The sequence below is a fragment of the Streptomyces sp. GLSS-08 genome (genome assembly GCF_056387915.1).
In genome coordinates this window covers 100,668-119,232 of sequence record NZ_JBWJAQ010000011.1, presented here as the reverse complement: position 1 = coordinate 119,232, position 18,565 = coordinate 100,668, and the positions used below count along the sequence as shown (strand labels likewise).

Annotated in this window: 17 protein-coding genes and 3 tRNA genes; 18 read left to right on the top strand and 2 right to left on the bottom strand. The window is 68.7% G+C overall.

Translation table 11 applies throughout. The annotated features are described in order from the left end of the window. Window positions 1-423: 423 nt before the first annotated feature. From AC0ZLC_RS20955 to AC0ZLC_RS20920, 8 genes are all read left to right on the top strand, one after another. A tRNA-Thr gene (locus AC0ZLC_RS20955) sits at window positions 424-496 on the top strand. A gap of 46 nt (window positions 497-542) precedes the next feature. Continuing rightward, window positions 543-615, top strand: a tRNA-Met gene (locus AC0ZLC_RS20950). A gap of 88 nt (window positions 616-703) precedes the next feature. Beyond that, complete coding sequence (gene rpmG / locus AC0ZLC_RS20945; RefSeq protein WP_003948671.1) at window positions 704-868, top strand: 50S ribosomal protein L33; 165 nt, start codon at window positions 704-706, stop codon at window positions 866-868. A gap of 129 nt (window positions 869-997) precedes the next feature. Further along, window positions 998-1,450, top strand: a complete 453-nt coding sequence (locus AC0ZLC_RS20940; protein WP_476753475.1) for an FAS1-like dehydratase domain-containing protein — start codon at window positions 998-1,000, stop codon at window positions 1,448-1,450. Between the two features lies 1 nt (window position 1,451). Then, window positions 1,452-1,880 carry a MaoC family dehydratase gene (locus AC0ZLC_RS20935; RefSeq protein ID WP_476753474.1) on the top strand — a complete coding sequence of 143 codons (429 nt, stop codon included), beginning with the start codon at window positions 1,452-1,454 and terminating at the stop codon, window positions 1,878-1,880. A 307-nt stretch (window positions 1,881-2,187) separates the two neighbouring features. Continuing rightward, complete coding sequence (locus AC0ZLC_RS20930; protein ID WP_476753473.1) at window positions 2,188-2,757, top strand: TetR/AcrR family transcriptional regulator; 570 nt, start codon at window positions 2,188-2,190, stop codon at window positions 2,755-2,757. A 91-nt stretch (window positions 2,758-2,848) separates the two neighbouring features. After that, window positions 2,849-4,297 carry an MFS transporter gene (locus AC0ZLC_RS20925; protein ID WP_476753472.1) on the top strand — a complete coding sequence of 483 codons (1,449 nt, stop codon included), beginning with the start codon at window positions 2,849-2,851 and terminating at the stop codon, window positions 4,295-4,297. Window positions 4,298-4,449: 152 nt separating this feature from the next. Further along, window positions 4,450-5,505 carry a UDP-N-acetylmuramate dehydrogenase gene (locus AC0ZLC_RS20920; protein WP_476753471.1) on the top strand — a complete coding sequence of 352 codons (1,056 nt, stop codon included), beginning with the start codon at window positions 4,450-4,452 and terminating at the stop codon, window positions 5,503-5,505. A gap of 33 nt (window positions 5,506-5,538) precedes the next feature. Here AC0ZLC_RS20920 and AC0ZLC_RS20915 read toward each other — a convergent pair whose 3' ends face one another. After that, on the bottom strand, window positions 5,539-6,558 hold the full coding sequence (locus tag AC0ZLC_RS20915) for an adenosine deaminase (protein WP_476753470.1): 1,020 nt from the start codon (window positions 6,556-6,558) through the stop codon (window positions 5,539-5,541). Between the two features lie 160 nt (window positions 6,559-6,718). Beyond that, complete coding sequence (locus tag AC0ZLC_RS20910) at window positions 6,719-7,945, bottom strand: pyridoxal phosphate-dependent aminotransferase (protein WP_476753469.1); 1,227 nt, start codon at window positions 7,943-7,945, stop codon at window positions 6,719-6,721. 213 nt (window positions 7,946-8,158) lie between these two features. Between AC0ZLC_RS20910 and AC0ZLC_RS20905 the strand changes: the two genes are divergently transcribed. From AC0ZLC_RS20905 to rpoB, 10 genes are all read left to right on the top strand, one after another. Beyond that, window positions 8,159-8,231 (top strand) — tRNA-Trp (locus tag AC0ZLC_RS20905). A gap of 107 nt (window positions 8,232-8,338) precedes the next feature. After that, on the top strand, window positions 8,339-8,626 hold the full coding sequence (gene secE, locus AC0ZLC_RS20900) for a preprotein translocase subunit SecE (protein ID WP_358852978.1): 288 nt from the start codon (window positions 8,339-8,341) through the stop codon (window positions 8,624-8,626). 77 nt (window positions 8,627-8,703) lie between these two features. Next, a complete protein-coding gene (gene nusG / locus AC0ZLC_RS20895; RefSeq protein ID WP_476753468.1) occupies window positions 8,704-9,633 on the top strand; it encodes a transcription termination/antitermination protein NusG in 930 nt (309 codons plus the stop codon). Between the two features lie 191 nt (window positions 9,634-9,824). After that, window positions 9,825-10,259 carry a 50S ribosomal protein L11 gene (rplK, locus tag AC0ZLC_RS20890; protein ID WP_030359033.1) on the top strand — a complete coding sequence of 145 codons (435 nt, stop codon included), beginning with the start codon at window positions 9,825-9,827 and terminating at the stop codon, window positions 10,257-10,259. 79 nt (window positions 10,260-10,338) lie between these two features. After that, complete coding sequence (gene rplA / locus AC0ZLC_RS20885) at window positions 10,339-11,064, top strand: 50S ribosomal protein L1 (protein WP_476753467.1); 726 nt, start codon at window positions 10,339-10,341, stop codon at window positions 11,062-11,064. Window positions 11,065-11,249: 185 nt separating this feature from the next. Continuing rightward, window positions 11,250-12,110 (top strand): SCO4651 family lipoprotein, encoded by an 861-nt coding sequence (locus tag AC0ZLC_RS20880; RefSeq protein WP_476753466.1) that lies wholly within the window; start codon window positions 11,250-11,252, stop codon window positions 12,108-12,110. An 80-nt stretch (window positions 12,111-12,190) separates the two neighbouring features. Beyond that, window positions 12,191-13,060, top strand: a complete 870-nt coding sequence (locus tag AC0ZLC_RS20875; protein ID WP_476753465.1) for an SCO4651 family lipoprotein — start codon at window positions 12,191-12,193, stop codon at window positions 13,058-13,060. 356 nt (window positions 13,061-13,416) lie between these two features. Further along, window positions 13,417-13,947 (top strand): 50S ribosomal protein L10, encoded by a 531-nt coding sequence (rplJ, locus tag AC0ZLC_RS20870; RefSeq protein ID WP_358852973.1) that lies wholly within the window; start codon window positions 13,417-13,419, stop codon window positions 13,945-13,947. A gap of 110 nt (window positions 13,948-14,057) precedes the next feature. Next, a complete protein-coding gene (rplL, locus tag AC0ZLC_RS20865) occupies window positions 14,058-14,441 on the top strand; it encodes a 50S ribosomal protein L7/L12 (protein ID WP_358852972.1) in 384 nt (127 codons plus the stop codon). Between the two features lie 612 nt (window positions 14,442-15,053). Continuing rightward, the gene (gene rpoB, locus AC0ZLC_RS20860; RefSeq protein WP_476753464.1) at window positions 15,054-18,539 is read left to right on the top strand and encodes a DNA-directed RNA polymerase subunit beta; all 3,486 of its coding nucleotides are present in this window, start codon (window positions 15,054-15,056) and stop codon (window positions 18,537-18,539) included. Window positions 18,540-18,565 lie beyond the last annotated feature (26 nt).

The following is an 18,565-nucleotide window of genomic DNA, read 5'->3' as shown; positions in this document are numbered from 1 at the left end:
GGGAGGAGCGAAATAGTCGTACCGGTGTGGTCCTCGTGTTGACCGGATACGACGAACGGGCCGGAGGGGAGGCTTCGATCAGGCGGAAAGGACGCGATCCGACTGCCGGAACGACGTGCCTTCAGAGCCCCGCGTGGCCTCCCGCGCCTCAGGAGTCACTGCCGTCCACCCCACGAGCATCGCCGGGTGGCGACTGCGCGCCCTCCGCGGCGGCGACCGTGCGCCACCCGCGCCGATCCGCCCTTCTCAGAGGCCGCTCGCGGTGGCCGCGGAACCCCCGGAGTACGGCCGCGACTCACCCCGCCGAACGCCCGGAATACGGCCGCCGGACGCCCTGAGTGACGGGTGGGAGACACCCTGGGGCAGGTGCCGCGAAACGGATTTGGGCGATCGGCGGCCGACCGTGTAATGTCTTCATCGCTCGCCCCAATAGCTCAGTCGGCAGAGCGTCTCCATGGTAAGGAGAAGGTCTACGGTTCGATTCCGTATTGGGGCTCTGGTGTGTGAGGTTCCCGTCGCAAGGCGGGGCCCGATCGCATCTCAGCGGTGTAGCTCAGTCGGTAGAGCAAGCGGCTCATAATCGCTGTGTCACCGGTTCAAGTCCGGTCACCGCTACTGACAGTAGCCGATTGTTGGGTCGGTCCTTCGATCGGCTACTCTTCTATGCGTTAATCGTCCCATCCGTTCGTCAAGGAGCACTCCTGTGGCTGCCACCGACGTCCGCCCGAAGATCACGCTGGCCTGCGTGGAGTGCAAGGAGCGGAACTACATCACCAAGAAGAACCGGCGTAACAACCCGGACCGACTGGAGATGAAGAAGCACTGCCCGCGTTGCAACGCGCACACCGCGCACCGCGAAACGCGATAGTTTCAGGCTCGTACACGAGGCCGTCCCCAGCAACGGGGGCGGCCTCGCGTCGTTCACCCGCCGAGCGTCCCACCCGTGGGCCTCGGCTGAGACTCGTTGGTCCGGCTGAAACCAGGAGGTGCCGAGTCCATGGCGCTCGACCAGTCCTTCGTGGGGCGGTCCTACCCGCCCACCGACCCCTATGAGGTCGGCCGGGAGAAGATCCGCGAGTTCGCGGAGGCCGTGGGGGACGCCAACCCCGCGTACACGGACCCCGACGCCGCCAAGGCGCTCGGGTACGCCGATGTGATCGCCCCGCCGACCTTCGTCTTCGCGATCACCTTCAAGGCCGCGGGGCAGGTCGTCCAGGACCCCCAACTGGGCCTCGACTACAACCGCGTGGTGCACGGCGACCAGAAGTTCGCCTACACCCGGCCGGTGCGCGCGGGCGACCGGCTCACGGTCACCTCGACCATCGAGTCGATCAAGTCCCTCGCGGGCAACGACGTCGTGGACATCCGCGGCGAGGTCCACGACGAGACGGGCGAGCACGTGGTGACGGCCTTCACGAAGCTCGTCGCGCGTGCGGCGGAGGAGAGCTGACATGACGGCGAAGATCTCTTACGCGGACGTCGAGGTCGGCACCGAGCTGCCGGCCCAGGTCTTCCCCGTGACGCGTGCCACGCTCGTGCGGTACGCGGGCGCCTCCGGGGACTTCAACCCGATCCACTGGAACGAGAAGTTCGCGGTCGAGGTCGGTCTCCCCGACGTCATCGCGCACGGCATGTTCACGATGGCCGAGGCCGTCCGCGTCGTCACCGACTGGGCGGGCGACCCGGGCGCGGTCGTCGAGTACGGCGTCCGCTTCACCAGGCCCGTCGTCGTCCCGAACGACGATCACGGCGCGACGATCGAGGTCAGCGCCAAGGTCGCGGCCAAGCTCGACGACAACACCGTCCGCGTCGACCTCACGGCGACGAGCGCCGGACAGAAGGTGCTGGGGATGTCACGGGCAGTCGTACGACTGGCGTGAGCGCCGGCGGACCCGGGCGAAAGCACCGGGCGCAGGCGAGGCCCCGGTATGAGCGCCGGACGTCAGCCCGCGCCCCGACCGAGTGCCAACCCTGGCGCCGGGTGTCGGGGCCCGCGCGCCGACCTGACGCCGCCCGAGCACCGGGGCCGCTGTGAGTCCACGCGATGTAAGGGGCGTCCTCCACGGCGGGGCGCCCCTTACGGGCGTCTGGCCCCCTGCCTGCACCAACGCTCGTCGGCCGTCGGGCGTTCCGGAGAGGGCGCCGACCCTCTTGACGCAGTTAGTGATTGAGTACTAACTTTCTCGCATGGTCAGGATGAGCGCGGAGGAGAGGCGCGAGAGCGTCATCCGCGCGGCGACGAGCGAGTTCGCCCGCGGTGGTTACTACGGCACGTCGACCGAGGCGATCGCCAGGCGCGTCGGCGTCTCGCAGCCGTATCTCTTCCGGCTCTTCCCCAGCAAGAAGGCGATCTTCCTCGCGGCCGCCGAGCGGTGCGTGGAGGACACGATCCGCACCTTCGAGGAGGCCTCCGCGGGACTCCAGGGCGAAGAGGCCCGGCTGGCCATGGGGAACGCGTACAGCAGGGTCATCGCCGAGCAGCCGGAGCGGCTGATGATGCAGATGCAGATGTATCTGGCGGTGGCCGCGGCCGAACAGGCCGGCGAGCACGAGTTCGGGGAGGCGGTGCGGGCCGGCTGGATGCGGCTGTGGGACACCGTCCATCTCTCGCTCGGCGCCGACGTCGACGACACGACGGCGTTCATGGCATACGGGATGCTCATCAACTGCTTGAACGCCATGGGTTTCCCGCCGGATCATCGGGTCTGGGAAGGGATCTACCCGTCGGCGCGGGCCGACGGCCGACTGGAGAAGTAGACGGAACGGGTCGCCCTGGGCGCTCCTCTCTGCACAGAAAAGTTAGTCATCAATAACTAACCGGAAAGATCGAACATCCTCTGGGGGAGAGATGTCGCAGCAGAACGCCCGTCGCGGGGGAACCGCCTGGGCCCTCGTCATCACCAGCGTCGCCGGCTTCATGGCGGCCCTGGACAACCTCGTCGTCACCACCGCCCTGCCCTCCATCCGCGAGGACCTCGGGGGAGCGCTGGACGACCTCGAATGGACCGTGAGCGCGTACACGCTCACCTTCGCCGTGCTGCTGATGTTCGGCGCGGCGCTGGGTGACCGGTTCGGCCGCCGCCGGCTGTTCCTCGTCGGGCTCACCGTCTTCACCGCCTCCTCCGCCGCCGCGGCCATGGCACCCGGCATCGACTCCCTGATCGCCGCCCGCGCGGTCCAGGGCGTCGGAGCCGCGATCATGATGCCGCTGACGCTGACCCTGCTGACGGCCGCGGTCCCGGCCGCCAGGCGCGGGATGGTGTACGGGATCTGGGGGGCCGTGAACGGCCTCGCAGTCGCCTCCGGACCTCTCATCGGCGGCAGTCTCACCGAACACGTGTCCTGGCACTGGATCTTCTGGCTGAACGTTCCGCTGGGTCTGGCGCTGCTGCCGCTCGCCCGGCTGCGCCTGGCCGAGTCGTACGGCAGCGGCGCCCCGCTCGACATCACCGGCACGGTCCTCGCCAGCGGCGGCCTCTTCGGGATCGTGTACGGGCTGGTCCGCGGGCCCGTCGACGGCTGGACCAGCGGATTCGTCCTGTTCGCTCTCGTCGCGGGCACCGCGCTGCTGGGCGGATTCGTCCACCACGGCATCCACGCCAGGGCCCCGATGCTGCCGATGCGGCTCTTCCGCTCGCCCGCCTTCGCCGGGATCAACGCCGCGAGCCTGCTCATGTTCCTCGGGATGTTCGGCTCGATCTTCCTGCTCAGCCAGTACATGCAGGGCGTCCTCGGCTACTCGCCCACCGAGGCCGGACTGCGGATGCTGCCCTGGACCGGGATGCCGATGCTCGTCGCACCGGTCGCCGGCTACCTCTCCGACCGCATCGGCGGCCGCCCGGTCGTCGCCGCCGGGCTCTTCCTGCAGGCCGCCGGGCTCGCCTACCTCGCCGCCGTCGTCACCGCCGACGTCTCCTACTCGGGACAGCTGCCCGGCCTGATCCTCAGCGGCATCGGAATGGCCCTGTACTTCGCCCCGGCCGCGGCCCTGGTCATGTCCAGCGTCCACCCCGAGGAGCAGGGCATCGCCTCCGGCGCCAACAACGCCCTCCGCGAGGTCGGCGGCGCCCTCGGCATCGCCGTGATGTCCTCGATCTTCGCCGCCCAGGGCGGTTACGAGTCCGCGCAGAGCTTCGTGGACGGGCTGCGGCCCGCGCTGTGGGTGGGGGCCGCCGTGGTGGCCGTCGCGGCGATGGCGGCCCTGGCCGTCCCGTCCGCACGGCGCTCGGCACCGCCCGCCGGCCCCGGCACCCCCGCCCCGTCCGGGGAGCCGGCCAAGGAAGCCGTCGCCACCTGAGCATCCAGTGCCCGGAAGGGGGCGCTCCGGCCCGACGGGCCGGACCGCCCCCTTCGGCGTGCCTGCCGTATCAGGGCTCCCGGAGCGGCCGGGCATGTGCCGGGCCCCACCGATGGGTGGACGCTCCACCGCTCTCTCGTACTCTTGAGCCCGTGCAGGAACTCCACGACGCTCCGCTCGCCCCCCTGACCACCTTCCGGCTCGGCGGGCCCGCCGACCGGCTGATCACCGCGACGACCGACGCCGAGGTGATCGCCGCCGTCCGCGAGGCCGACGACAGCGGGACACCGCTGCTGCTCATCGGCGGCGGATCGAATCTGGTCATCGGCGACAAGGGCTTCGCCGGGACGGCCCTGCGCATCGCCACGACCGGCGTCGAACTCGACGGCACGCGGCTGGAGCTGGCCGCCGGCGAGGTGTGGACGGACGCGGTCGCCCGCACCGTCGAAGCCGGACTCGCCGGCGTCGAGTGCCTCGCCGGCATCCCCGGCTCGGCGGGCGCGACACCCATCCAGAACGTCGGCGCGTACGGCCAGGAAGTGTCGTCGGCCATCACCGAGGTGGTCGCGTACGACCGCGTCACGCGTGAGACGGTCACCCTCGCCAACGCCGACTGCGCCTTCTCGTACCGCCACAGCCGCTTCAAGGCGGACCCCGAGCGCTACGTCGTCCTGCGCGTCCGCTTCGCGCTCGAGGACGCGGCCGGGCTCTCCGCGCCGGTCAAGTACGCCGAGACGGCGCGCGCCCTCGGCGTCGAGCCGGGCGACCGCGTGCCCCTCGCCGCCGCCCGGGAGACCGTCCTGAAGCTGCGGTCGGGCAAGGGGATGGTCCTCGACCCCGAGGACCACGACACCTGGTCGGCCGGATCGTTCTTCACCAACCCGATCCTCACGCACGAGGAGTTCGCGGCGTTCCACGCGCGCGTGCGGGAGCGGCTCGGCGACGACGCCATGGCACCGGCGTACCCGGCCGGGGACAGCCACACCAAGACCTCCGCGGCCTGGCTGATCGACAAGGCCGGCTTCACCAAGGGCTACGGCACCGGGCCCGCCCGGATCTCCACCAAGCACACCCTGGCGCTCACCAACCGCGGCGGGGCCACCACCGACGACCTGCTCGCGCTCGCCCGCGAGGTCGTCGAAGGCGTGCGCGACGCCTTCGGGATCACGCTGGTCAACGAGCCGGTGACGGTGGGCGTCAGCCTCTGAGACGGCGAAGCCGTCCGACCGGGCCGAAGGGCCTCACGAGGCGAGCCAGTCGTCGACGCCGGACAGCAGCTTCGCGCGGACGTCCTCCGGGGCGGCCGAGGCGCGGATGGACTGCCGGGCCAGCTCGGCCAGTTCCGCGTCGCTGAAGCCGTGGTGGCGGCGGGCGATCTCGTACTGCGCGGCGAGACGCGAGCCGAACAGGAGCGGGTCGTCCGCCCCGAGGGCCATCGGGACCCCGGCTTCGAACAGAGTCCTCAGGGGTACGTCCTCGGGCTTCTCGTAGACACCGAGGGCGACGTTGGACGCCGGGCAGACCTCGCAGGTCACCTGGCGGTCCGCCAGCCGCTTCATCAGCCGAGGGTCGTCGGCGGCCCGCACCCCGTGCCCGATCCGCGTGGCGTGCAGGTCGTCCAGGCAGTCCCGCACCGACGAGGGCCCGGCGAGCTCGCCGCCGTGCGGCGCCGACAGCAGCCCGCCCTCGCGCGCGATCGCGAAGGCCCGGTCGAAGTCCCGCGCCATGCCTCGCCGTTCGTCGTTGGAGAGCCCGAAGCCGACGATGCCGCGGTCCGCGTACCGCACCGCCAGGCGGGCCAGCGTGCGGGCGTCCAGCGGGTGCTTCATCCGGTTCGCGGCCACCACGACCCGCATCCCGAGGCCGGTCTCCCGCACGGCCGAGTCCACCGCGTCCAGGATGACCTCCATGGCCGGGATGAGCCCGCCCAGGCGAGGCGCGTACGACGTCGGGTCGACCTGGATCTCCAGCCACCCCGAGCCGTCCTTCAGGTCCTCCTCGGCGGCCTCGCGCACCAGACGCCGGATGTCCTCGGGATCCTGCAGGCACGACCGGGCCGCGTCGTACAGCCGCTGGAAACGGAACCAGCCCCGCTCGTCGGTCGCCCGCAGCTGCGGCGGCTCCGCGCCGGTCAGCGCGTCCGGCAGCCGGACACCGTGCCTGTCGGCCAGCTCGAGCAACGTGCTGGGGCGCATGGACCCCGTGAAGTGCAGGTGCAGATGGGCCTTGGGCAGTTCAGAGAGATCACGTACACGCTCCATCCCAGGATCCTGCCGCACGGGAATGCCCCGCCGGTAGCGTTTTCCCTGATCGTGGTCTTGCCCGAACGAAGAAGCGGACCGCCCTCCCGGAGGAGGACGGCCCGCACACGCGCGTGGAGCGCGAAAAGGAGAACGACGCCCCTGACGGCGTACGACCGTGTCAGTCGCGAGCCTCCGCCAGCAGCTTCTGGATCCGCGAGACACCCTCGGCCAGGTCGTCGTCACCCAGCGCGTACGACAGACGCAGGTAACCCGGGGTGCCGAAGGCCTCGCCCGGGACGACCGCGACCTCCGCCTCCTCCAGGATGAGCGCGGCCAGCTCGACCGTGTTCCGGGGGCGCCTGCCGCGGATCTCCTTGCCGAGCAGCGCCTTCACCGACGGGTACGCGTAGAAAGCACCCTCCGGCACCGGGCAGAGCACGCCGTGGATCTCGTTCAGCATGCGCACGATGGTCTTGCGGCGCCGGTCGAAGGCCTCACGCATCTTCGCGACCGCCTCCAGGTCGCCCGACACGGCGGCCAGCGCGGCGACCTGGGCCACGTTGGAGACATTCGACGTGGCGTGCGACTGCAGGTTGGTCGCGGCCTTGACGACGTCCTTGGGGCCGATGATCCAGCCCACGCGCCAGCCGGTCATCGCGTAGGTCTTGGCGACGCCGTTGACGACGATGCACTTGTCGCGCAGCTCCGGCAGCAGGGCCGGCAGCGACACGGAGACCGCGTCCCCGTAGACCAGGTGCTCGTAGATCTCGTCGGTGAGCACCCACAGGCCGTGCTCGACGGCCCAGCGGCCGATGGCCTCGGTCTCGGCCTCGGTGTAGACCGCGCCGGTGGGGTTCGAGGGCGAGACGAAGAGGACGACCTTGGTCTTCTCCGTGCGGGCGGCCTCCAGCTGCTCGACCGAGACGCGGTAGCCGGTGGTCTCGTCGGCGACCACCTCGACCGGCACGCCACCTGCGAGCCGGATCGACTCCGGGTAGGTCGTCCAGTACGGCGCCGGGACGATGACCTCGTCGCCCGGGTCGAGGATCGCGGCGAAGGCCTCGTAGATGGCCTGCTTGCCGCCGTTGGTCACGAGGACCTCGGAGACGTCCGGCTCGTAGCCGGAGTCGCGCAGCGTCTTCGCGGCGATCGCGGCCTTCAGCTCGGGCAGACCGCCCGCCGGCGTGTAGCGGTGGTACTTCGGGTTCTTGCACGCCTCGACGGCGGCTTCGACGATGTAGTCCGGGGTCGGGAAGTCGGGCTCACCGGCGCCGAAGCCGATCACCGGACGCCCGGCGGCCTTGAGGGCCTTCGCCTTGGCGTCCACGGCGAGGGTGGCGGACTCGGAGATCGCACCGATCCGGGCGGAGACCCGGCGCTCGGTGGGAGGGGTTGCAGCGCTCATGGCGCCCATAGTTTCAGACCGGAAACGTCCCGGGTACGCGGGTTTCACAGACTGAACACCCGCGGATCGACCACGGACAAAGCCCGTACGGACACCTTCTGTTCGACGACCGGCCGCCGAGCACGTACACTCTCACCTCGTTGGCCTTCACCGGCCGCGCCCTCCAGGTGCACACCGAGCACCCGGGCGGATGCGGTACGTTGGGGGAACCAAAGGGTCGTAGCTCAATTGGTAGAGCACTGGTCTCCAAAACCAGCGGTTGGGGGTTCAAGTCCCTCCGGCCCTGCTACACACTCCTTCGCCAGGATGTGTGCGCATGTACGTACTGCTTTGCACCGCCGTGCGGCTCAACCGGGCGCGGCGCGGCCACGACCCGGAATCAGGTGAGGACGAGTGACGGACGCCGTGGGCTCCATCGACATGCCTGATGCCCAGGACGAGGCGCCGGAGTCCAAGAAGAAGACCCGCAAGGGCGGAAAGCGTGCCAAGAAGGGCCCGCTGAAGCGCCTTGCCCTCTTCTACCGCCAGATCGTCGCGGAGCTCCGCAAGGTCGTCTGGCCGTCCCGCCATCAGCTGACGACGTACACGACCGTAGTGATCGTCTTCGTCATCATCATGATCGGTCTGGTCACCGTGATTGACTATGGACTCGATCACGCCGCCAAGTACGTCTTCGGCTGAGCCAAGAGCGAAGGGCGCCGTCACCGGCGCCCCTTTCGCGTGTTCCACCCCCATGTATCCAGGAAGAAGCAGCCACCGTGTCTGACCCGAACCTGAACGACGCCACCGAGTCGGTCGAGTCCGCTGAGGACGAGCTCGACATCGTTGAGGCGGCGGACGCCGAGGACCCGGACCAGGCCGAGGCTGCCGACGCCGAGGCGGGCGAGCCCGCCGAGGAAGCGGCTCTGAGCGTCGAGGACGATTCCGACGAGTCCACCGCGGACGACGAGCCCGCCGCGGACGACGAGCCCGCCGCGGACGACGAGCCCGCCGCGGACGACGAGTCCAACGAGGACGACGCCGCCTCCGACGAGGCCGTCACCGAGGACGCCGAGGAAGAGGCCGAGCCGGTCGACCCCGTCACCGCTCTGCGTGAGGAACTCCGCGCCCTGCCCGGCGAGTGGTACGTCATCCACACGTACGCCGGTTACGAGAACCGCGTGAAGACCAACCTCGAGCAGCGCGCCGTCTCGCTGAACGTCGAGGACTTCATCTTCCAGGCCGAGGTGCCGCAGGAAGAGGTCGCGCAGATCAAGAACGGCGAGCGCAAGACCATCCGTCAGAACAAGCTCCCCGGCTACGTGCTGGTGCGCATGGACCTGACGAACGAGTCCTGGGGCGTCGTCCGCAACACCCCCGGCGTCACCGGCTTCGTGGGCAACGCCTACGACCCGTACCCGCTGACCCTGGACGAGATCGTCAAGATGCTCGCCCCGGAGGCGGAGGAGAAGGCCGCCCGCGAGGCCGCCGAGGCCGAGGGCAAGCCGGCTCCGGCCCGCAAGCTCGAAGTCCAGGTGCTGGACTTCGAGGTCGGCGACTCGGTCACGGTCACCGACGGCCCGTTCGCGACGCTGCAGGCGACGATCAACGAGATCAACGCCGACTCGAAGAAGGTCAAGGGCCTCGTCGAGATCTTCGGTCGCGAGACCCCGGTCGAGCTCTCCTTCGACCAGATCCAGAAGAACTAGCCCTTCTGGAACAGATGCCTCCGACCAGGTCAGACAGGCGCTCGCAGCCGGTCTGACCTGCTCGGTTTTTGGCCGCGCACAGATACCCGTTATCGTTGTGCGGTATGCCTCCATACGGATCATTGGTCCGGTCGAGGCAGCCGTCTGGGGCGACTCGGACGTAGGAAGGCGAAAACGAAAGAGGACCCGGAATGCCTCCCAAGAAGAAGAAGGTCACGGGGCTCATCAAGCTCCAGATCCAGGCCGGCGCCGCCAACCCGGCTCCGCCTGTCGGCCCCGCGCTGGGCCAGCACGGCGTCAACATCATGGAGTTCTGCAAGGCCTACAACGCCGCGACCGAGTCGCAGCGTGGCTGGGTGATCCCGGTGGAGATCACGGTCTACGAAGACCGCTCCTTCACCTTCATCACCAAGACGCCGCCGGCCGCGAAGATGATCCTCAAGGCCGCGGGCGTGGAGAAGGGCTCCGGCGAGCCGCACAAGACCAAGGTCGCCAAGATCACCCAGGCGCAGGTCCGCGAGATCGCCACCACGAAGATGCCCGACCTGAACGCCAACGACCTGGACGCCGCGTCGAAGATCATCGCCGGCACCGCCCGTTCCATGGGCATCACGGTCGAGGGCTGAACCCCACCTCGTAAGTCTTGAACCGTGGAAGGGCCTGCTCGGCCCGGACCACGACTCCTCAGAGAACACAGGAGCAGTAGTGAGCAAGCGCAGCAAGTCTCTCCGCGCTGCGGACGCCAAGATCGACCGGGACAAGCTCTACGCCCCGCTCGAGGCCGTCCGTCTCGCCAAGGAGACCTCCACGAGCAAGTTCGACGGCACCGTCGAGGTCGCCTTCCGCCTGGGTGTCGACCCGCGCAAGGCCGACCAGATGGTCCGTGGCACCGTGAACCTCCCGCACGGCACCGGTAAGACCGCCCGGGTCCTGGTCTTCGCGACCGGTGACCGTGCCGAGGCCGCGACTGCCGCGGGCGCCGACATCGTCGGCTCCGACGAGCTCATCGACGAGGTGGCGAAGGGCCGTCTGGACTTCGACGCCGTCGTCGCCACCCCCGACCTCATGGGCAAGGTCGGCCGCCTGGGCCGTGTCCTCGGCCCGCGTGGTCTGATGCCGAACCCGAAGACCGGCACCGTGACCCCGGACGTGGCCAAGGCCGTGACCGAGATCAAGGGCGGCAAGATCGAGTTCCGCGTCGACAAGCACTCGAACCTGCACTTCATCATCGGCAAGGCGTCCTTCGACGACACCCAGCTGGTGGAGAACTACGGCGCCGCGCTGGACGAGATCCTTCGTCTGAAGCCGTCGGCCGCCAAGGGTCGCTACATCAAGAAGGCCGCGATCAGCACCACGATCGGCCCCGGCGTTCCCATCGACCCGAACCGCACCCGCAACCTCCTCGTCGAGGAGGACCCGGCCTCCGTCTGAGCCTCCCGCTCACTCCGGTAGCCGCGTCGCGCACGCGAACCAAGGACGGGCCCCGCACCTTTCGAGGTGCGGGGCCCGTCCGTCTTCCGTCCCCGCGGCCGCCCCCCGGGACACGCGATCAGGGCATCTGTGCCGGTGGGCTGCGCTAGCGTGCGGATCACAGTCATCGCTCAGGGGTGGGGGACATGATCAGCACCGTACTGCGGCGCGCGGGCCTGCCGTTGGCCGTGATCGGTGTGCTGAGCGGCGCGCTGAGCGGGTGCGGTCCGGCGGACCCCGCGGGGAGGAAGCCCCCGCGCACGGACGACCCCCGGGAGGCCGCGGCCCGCACCGCCGTCACCAGGACGCTGAGCGAGGTCCGCAGCCGCACCCGCGAGGCGGGTTCGGCGCGCGTCGACTGCTCGGCGACCCGGGGAGACATGGTCGCCACGCGGTCCAAGGGCGTCCTCGGCTGGTCCGACGGCCTCTCCGGCACCCTGACCATCACGTACACCGGGGGCAGCTGGGCCACGACCATGCGGGAGATGGGCAACGTGTCCACCCCGGCCCGCTTCGTCTCCGACACCTACTACGCGAAGATGAGCGACAGGTTCGCCACCGTCTCCGGCCGCGGCAGGCACTGGATCAAGTACGGCTACGACGCCTCCGCGAACTTCACCCCGGCGCAGTCGGTCGAGCTGCTGCTGGCGGCTCCCGACACCCGCGAGGTCGGCACGGAGCAGGTCCGCGGCACCCGCACCACGCACTACTCGGGCACGGTGACCGTCGCCGCACTGGGCGCCCCCCGCCCGGGGCTCACCCGTGCCGAGGTCGCCGGCCTCGAGAAGTGGTTCACCGAGGCCGGCGTCCGCGAGGAGAGGGTCGACATCTGGGTCGACGCCGGAGGCCTGCTGGTGAAGCGGTCCGAGCGCGGGGAGACCTCCTCGGGCGCCCTGGTGACCACGGCGTACTACGCGGACTACGGCACCCGCGTCGCCACTCCCGAGCCGCCGCCCGCCGACGACACCGTCGACTTCGCGGACCTGGTCGACCCCGAGACCCCCTGAGAACTCGCGGGACCGCCGTGAGTGGCCGGGATAGGCTCACGACCTTGCTGTGAACCTGCTCGACGTTTCCTGGGGGAATTATGAAGACCGCTGTACGCACAGCCGCACGACGTCGGACGCTGGGCGTGGCGCTCGCCGTCCTCGCGTTCGGCACGAGCGCCGTCGCCTGTTCCAAGAGCGACAGCCAGGCCGGGCAGTCGCCGTCGATGGCGCCCGCGGCCGCCGTGGCCGAGGCCGCGAAGAACACCGAGGACATCACGTCCCTGCGGTACCGGATGACCGGCAAGGTCCCGGAGCAGGGCCGGGTCGAGGCCGAGGCGTCGATGAGCATGAAGCCGATGGCCATGAGCATGAAGATGTCGGCGCTCGACGCGGGGACCGACACCGGGAAGGTGGAGCTCCGGTTCGTCGACGGCGCGCTGTACATGGGCGGGGGTGCCGCTGCCGCCAAGGAGATGGACGGCAAGCACTGGATCAAGTTCGGCGGCCTGGACAAGAACGGCGGCTCCTCCGGTGTCAACGCCTCCGGCATGGAGGACCAGGTCAAGAAGAACCCGGCCCAGGAGTCGACCTTCCTGACCGGCTCGAAGGACGTGAAGAAGGTCGGCACCGAGAAGGTGGACGGCGTCGAGACCACCCACTACAAGGGCACGGTCACCCTCGACGAGTTCCGTGACTCCCTCAAGGGCGAGGACAAGGCCACCCGCAAGTCGCGGGAGAAGAGCCTTGAGCAGTACGAGGCCATGGGCATCGACAAGCTCACGATGGACATGTGGGTCGACCCGGACGAGCACACCAAGCAGTTCCGGATGCGGGGCGCCGCCGACAAGGGCCCGCTCGACATGACGATCACCTTCCTCGACTTCGACAAGCCGGTGACGGTGCGCGCACCGGCCGCCGGGGACACGGTCGACCTGGCCGAGACCCTGCGGGACGCCCAGGAGGGCTGAGCGCCAGGTCACGCGCCTGCGGAGCACCCGTGCCGGGCGAACCGGAACCCTCGCGGAAGCGGGGACACCGGAGCCCGGACGGGGGCCTTCCGGGCGGATTTGCTCGACGGCGATCCGTTCGCGTACTCTTCCGGAGAAGCCAAAGACCGCTGGTCGTTGCCGTGCGCTCGTGAGGGAGTGCGGTGGCCGAAGGATCCGCTGAAACTGCGGACGACCCGCGTAGGTGACTGTGGATGTGCTCCCCGGAGTTCGCTTGCGGACAAAAGGTAGAGCCACGCCCCTGCGCCTGCGCCGGGGCGTTTTGTTTTGTCGGCCTCTTCTGAGCGGTCCTCATCACCCGGAAGGAGGCCACGCTTATGGCAAGGCCCGACAAGGCTGCCGCGGTAGCCGAGCTCGCGGACCAGTTCCGCAGCTCGAATGCCGCCGTGCTGACCGAGTACCGGGGTCTCACCGTGGCGCAGCTCAAGACGCTGCGTCGTTCGCTCGGTGAAGACGCCCAGTACGCCGTGGTGAAGAACACGCTGACCAAGATCGCGGCCAACGAGGCCGGGATCAACCAGCTCGACGACCTGTTCAACGGTCCGACGGCGGTTGCCTTCATCACCGGTGACCCGGTGACGTCGGCGAAGGGTCTTCGTGACTTCGCCAAGGACAACCCCAACCTCGTCATCAAGGGCGGTGTCCTTGACGGCAAGGCGCTGTCCGCCGACGAGATCAAGAAGCTTGCGGACCTCGAGTCCCGCGAGGTTCTGCTCGCCAAGCTGGCGGGTGCCATGAAGGGCAAGCAGTCCCAGACTGCCGCGCTCTTCCAGGCGCTTCCCTCGAAGTTCGTCCGCACCGCGGAGGCGCTTCGTGCCAAGCAGGCCGAGCAGGGCGGTGCCGAGTAATTCGGCTCGCGCATTGACCGCCGCCTGAGGGCGACGGTCGCAGCGGGCCGAACGTACGCCCGCCTCACCAGTACATCCGGCACCTGCCGAATTAGTGGAAGGACGCCATCATGGCGAAGCTGTCCCAGGAAGAGCTGCTCGCGCAGTTCGAGAACCTCACCCTCATCGAGCTCGCCGAGTTCGTGAAGGCCTTCGAGGAGAAGTTCGACGTCACCGCCGCCGCCCCGGTCGCCGTCGCCGGTGGCCCGGTTGCCGGCGCCCCGGCCGAGGCCGAGGCCGAGCAGGACGAGTTCGACGTCATCCTCACGGGTGCCGGCGAGAAGAAGATCCAGGTCATCAAGGTCGTGCGTGAGCTGACCTCCCTGGGTCTGAAGGAGGCCAAGGACCTCGTGGACGGTGCTCCGAAGCCGGTCCTCGAGAAGGTCGCCAAGGACGCCGCCGAGAAGGCCGCCGAGTCCCTCAAGGGCGCCGGCGCCTCCGTCGAGGTCAAGTAACACCACGAGTCCCGCGAGGGGGTCACGCGCGCCGACACAGCCGCTCACGTAGCGCTGTAACGCCGACGCACCGAAGAGCGATCACCCACTTGGGTGGTCGCTCTTCGGCGTTCAGGGGGGTCCCCGAGCGGCTGCCTTGCGCCGCCGGTCGCGACGAGTATGGTGATCTTCGTCGTGCCTCCGGCGGACCCAGGGGCGGGCGGCGAGTGACGTGGGCAGCACCCTGTTCGGGCCTGGGGGGCCTTGACGAACCGCACGGAGCGCGCAATTCTCAGGACGCGTCGTCACAACGATCCGGATCCGAGGCATGGATCGACGGCGAAGAGGGCAGTATCGATGTGCATCGAGGGCATGGCTTGCAGCAGGGGTTGAGAGCAACGAGGGTCTTCAAAAACCCGCACTGGACATCAGTGAGCCTAGTGGCTACACTGACCCTTTGCGCTGCCTGTTAGCTGCCCCCTGCCCGTCACCAGGGGCATGCCCTCGCTTGAGCACCGATGATCGAATCACCTCTGAGCTGGTCTCCCAGCCGAATGAGGAAGGTCCGTCCCGGTGCACCAGCCGGGGACCGGTACGCGCGTAGTGAGTCCGAGCCCTCGGAAGGACCCCCTCTTGGCCGCCTCGCGCACTGCCTCGACCGCGAATACGAACAACGGCGCCAGCACCGCCCCGCTGCGCATCTCCTTTGCAAAGATCAAGGAGCCCCTCGAGGTTCCGAACCTTCTTGCGCTGCAAACCGAGAGCTTCGACTGGCTGCTCGGCAACGACGCGTGGAAGGCTCGTGTCGAGGCGGCTCTGGACAACGGACAGGACGTCCCCACCAAGTCCGGTCTGGAGGAGATCTTCGAGGAGATCTCCCCGATCGAGGACTTCTCCGGGTCGATGTCGCTGACCTTCCGCGACCACCGCTTCGAGCCTCCCAAGAACTCCATCGACGAGTGCAAGGAGCGCGACTTCACGTTCGCGGCCCCGCTCTTCGTCACCGCCGAGTTCACCAACAACGAGACCGGCGAGATCAAGTCCCAGACGGTCTTCATGGGCGACTTCCCGCTCATGACCAACAAGGGCACCTTCGTCATCAACGGCACCGAGCGTGTCGTGGTGTCCCAGCTGGTCCGCTCGCCGGGTGTCTACTTCGACTCCTCCATCGACAAGACGTCCGACAAGGACATCTTCTCGGCCAAGGTGATCCCCTCCCGGGGTGCCTGGCTGGAGATGGAGATCGACAAGCGCGACATGGTCGGTGTCCGCATCGACCGCAAGCGCAAGCAGTCCGTGACCGTTCTCCTGAAGGCTCTCGGCTGGACGACCGAGCAGATCCTCGAGGAGTTCGGCGAGTACGAGTCCATGCGCGCCACCCTGGAGAAGGACCACACCCAGGGCCAGGACGACGCGCTCCTGGACATCTACCGCAAGCTGCGTCCGGGCGAGCCGCCGACCCGTGAGGCCGCGCAGACCCTGCTCGAGAACCTCTACTTCAACCCCAAGCGCTACGACCTCGCCAAGGTCGGCCGCTACAAGGTGAACAAGAAGCTCGGCGGCGAAGCCCCGCTGGACGCCGGCGTCCTGACCGTCGAGGACATCATCTCGACGATCAAGTACCTGGTGAAGCTGCACGCCGGTGAGACCGAGACCGTCGGTGACAACGGCACCTCGATCGTCGTCGAGACCGACGACATCGACCACTTCGGCAACCGTCGTCTGCGCAACGTCGGCGAGCTCATCCAGAACCAGGTCCGCACGGGTCTGGCTCGTATGGAGCGCGTCGTCCGCGAGCGGATGACCACCCAGGACGTCGAGGCGATCACGCCCCAGACCCTGATCAACATCCGGCCGGTCGTCGCCTCCATCAAGGAGTTCTTCGGCACCAGCCAGCTCTCGCAGTTCATGGACCAGAACAACCCGCTGTCGGGTCTGACGCACAAGCGTCGTCTCTCGGCTCTGGGTCCCGGTGGTCTGTCGCGTGAGCGGGCCGGCTTCGAGGTCCGTGACGTGCACCCCTCGCACTACGGCCGCATGTGCCCGATCGAGACCCCCGAAGGCCCGAACATCGGTCTGATCGGCTCGCTCGCCTCCTACGGCCGGGTCAACGCGTTCGGGTTCGTCGAGACCCCGTACCGCAAGGTCGTCGAGGGTGTCGTCACCGACGACGTCGACTACCTGACCGCCGACGAGGAAGACCGCTTCGTCATCGCCCAGGCGAACGCGATCCTCTCCGATGACATGCGCTTCGAGGAGTCCCGCGTCCTCGTCCGCCGCCGTGGCGGCGAGATCGACTACATCCCGGGCGACGACGTCGACTACATGGACGTCTCGCCGCGCCAGATGGTGTCGGTCGCGACCGCCATGATCCCGTTCCTCGAGCACGACGACGCCAACCGTGCCCTCATGGGCGCGAACATGATGCGTCAGGCCGTACCGCTGATCAAGTCCGAGGCGCCGCTGGTCGGCACCGGCATGGAGTACCGCTGCGCGGTCGACGCCGGTGACGTCCTGAAGTCGGAGAAGGACGGTGTGGTCCAGGAGGTCTCCGCGGACTACATCACCACCGCCAACGACGACGGCACGTACACCACGTACCGCCTCGCGAAGTTCTCGCGCTCGAACCAGGGCACCTCGGTCAACCAGAAGGTTGTCGTGGACGAGGGCGCCCGGATCATCGCCGGACAGGTCCTGGCCGACGGCCCGGCGACCGAGAACGGCGAGATGGCGCTCGGCAAGAACCTGCTCGTGGCGTTCATGCCGTGGGAGGGTCACAACTACGAGGACGCGATCATCCTGTCGCAGCGCCTCGTGCAGGACGACGTCCTCTCCTCGATCCACATCGAGGAGCACGAGGTCGACGCCCGTGACACCAAGCTCGGCCCCGAGGAGATCACCCGGGACATCCCGAACGTCTCCGAGGAGGTCCTCGCCGACCTCGACGAGCGCGGCATCATCCGTATCGGTGCCGAGGTCGTCGCCGGCGACATCCTCGTCGGCAAGGTCACGCCCAAGGGCGAGACCGAGCTGACCCCCGAGGAGCGCCTGCTCCGCGCGATCTTCGGTGAGAAGGCGCGCGAGGTGCGCGACACCTCGCTGAAGGTGCCGCACGGCGAGATCGGCAAGGTCATCGGCGTCCGCGTCTTCGACCGCGAGGAGGGCGACGAGCTTCCCCCCGGTGTGAACCAGCTGGTGCGCGTGTACGTGGCGCAGAAGCGCAAGATCACCGACGGTGACAAGCTCGCCGGCCGTCACGGCAACAAGGGCGTCATCTCCAAGATCCTGCCGATCGAGGACATGCCGTTCCTGGAGGACGGCACCCCGGTCGACATCATCCTCAACCCGCTGGGTGTCCCGTCCCGAATGAACCCGGGACAGGTCCTGGAGATCCACCTCGGCTGGCTCGCCAGCCGCGGCTGGGACGTCTCCGGGCTCGGCGAGGAGTGGGCGCAGCGCCTGCAGGCCATCGGTGCCGACCAGGTCGACCCGGGCACGAACGTCGCGACCCCCGTCTTCGACGGTGCGCGCGAGGACGAGCTCGCGGGTCTGCTGCAGCACACCATCCCGAACCGCGACGGCGAGCGCATGGTGCTCCCGTCCGGCAAGGCGAGGCTGTTCGACGGCCGCTCCGGCGAGCCGTTCCCGGAGCCGATCTCGGTCGGCTACATGTACATCCTCAAGCTCCACCACCTGGTCGACGACAAGCTGCACGCCCGGTCGACCGGTCCGTACTCGATGATCACCCAGCAGCCGCTGGGTGGTAAGGCCCAGTTCGGTGGCCAGCGCTTCGGTGAGATGGAGGTGTGGGCGCTGGAGGCATACGGCGCCGCGTACGCCCTCCAGGAACTGCTGACCATCAAGTCCGACGACGTGACCGGCCGCGTGAAGGTCTACGAGGCCATCGTCAAGGGCGAGAACATCCCCGAGCCCGGCATCCCCGAGTCCTTCAAGGTGCTCATCAAGGAGATGCAGTCCCTGTGCCTCAACGTGGAGGTGCTGTCCTCGGACGGCATGTCCATCGAGATGCGCGACACCGACGAGGACGTCTTCCGCGCTGCGGAAGAGCTCGGCATCGACCTGTCCCGGCGCGAGCCGAGCAGCGTCGAAGAGGTCTGACGGGAGTCCGGCCCGGGGCTCAGCGA

Excerpts from the sequence above, each read along its gene's own strand:
- AC0ZLC_RS20875 (WP_476753465.1), top strand. The coding sequence starts at position 12,191 with ATGAAGACCGCTGTACGCACAGCCGCACGACGTCGGACGCTGGGCGTG.
- rplJ (WP_358852973.1), top strand. The coding sequence starts at position 13,417 with ATGGCAAGGCCCGACAAGGCTGCCGCGGTAGCCGAGCTCGCGGACCAG.
- rplL (WP_358852972.1), top strand. The coding sequence starts at position 14,058 with ATGGCGAAGCTGTCCCAGGAAGAGCTGCTCGCGCAGTTCGAGAACCTC.
- rplK (WP_030359033.1), top strand. The coding sequence starts at position 9,825 with ATGCCTCCCAAGAAGAAGAAGGTCACGGGGCTCATCAAGCTCCAGATC.
- AC0ZLC_RS20935 (WP_476753474.1), top strand. The coding sequence starts at position 1,452 with ATGACGGCGAAGATCTCTTACGCGGACGTCGAGGTCGGCACCGAGCTG.
- AC0ZLC_RS20930 (WP_476753473.1), top strand. The coding sequence starts at position 2,188 with ATGGTCAGGATGAGCGCGGAGGAGAGGCGCGAGAGCGTCATCCGCGCG.
- AC0ZLC_RS20880 (WP_476753466.1), top strand. The coding sequence starts at position 11,250 with ATGATCAGCACCGTACTGCGGCGCGCGGGCCTGCCGTTGGCCGTGATC.
- AC0ZLC_RS20940 (WP_476753475.1), top strand. The coding sequence starts at position 998 with ATGGCGCTCGACCAGTCCTTCGTGGGGCGGTCCTACCCGCCCACCGAC.
- AC0ZLC_RS20915 (WP_476753470.1), bottom strand. The coding sequence starts at position 6,558 with ATGGAGCGTGTACGTGATCTCTCTGAACTGCCCAAGGCCCATCTGCAC.
- AC0ZLC_RS20910 (WP_476753469.1), bottom strand. The coding sequence starts at position 7,945 with ATGAGCGCTGCAACCCCTCCCACCGAGCGCCGGGTCTCCGCCCGGATC.
- AC0ZLC_RS20925 (WP_476753472.1), top strand. The coding sequence starts at position 2,849 with ATGTCGCAGCAGAACGCCCGTCGCGGGGGAACCGCCTGGGCCCTCGTC.